Annotated in this window: 1 protein-coding gene; it reads right to left on the bottom strand. The window is 31.5% G+C overall.

Features of this window, described 5'->3' with window-relative positions:
• On the bottom strand, window positions 1–267 hold a 267-nt coding region (locus tag SB773_RS32235), incomplete at both ends, for a hypothetical protein (protein ID WP_410594440.1).

Genomic DNA, 267 nt, shown 5'->3' on the forward strand with positions numbered 1-267 from the left:
GTAAAATATGGTTCCTTTTTCTGTTGATGAATCTCATAATGAGTGGATAACGCCAATGTGAAGGAAATGATCCCTACATTAAATAGAATAATATCAGAAAGATAATGTATCTCTCCGCTATCTATTCTTTTTTGTATTTCTACATGTTTGGCATTCGGCTTGAAAATCTGATCCACATATTGCTTTGAAATATCTTGATCGAATTGCGTTTCCCGAAATAATATCGAAAATTGTTCTTTATTTTCCAGAATTTTGTTTATCATGGTG

Origin of the sequence: Bacillus sp. SIMBA_074 (genome assembly GCF_046534555.1) — a bacterium.
Classification (GTDB): domain Bacteria; phylum Bacillota; class Bacilli; order Bacillales; family Bacillaceae_G; genus Bacillus_A; species Bacillus_A mycoides.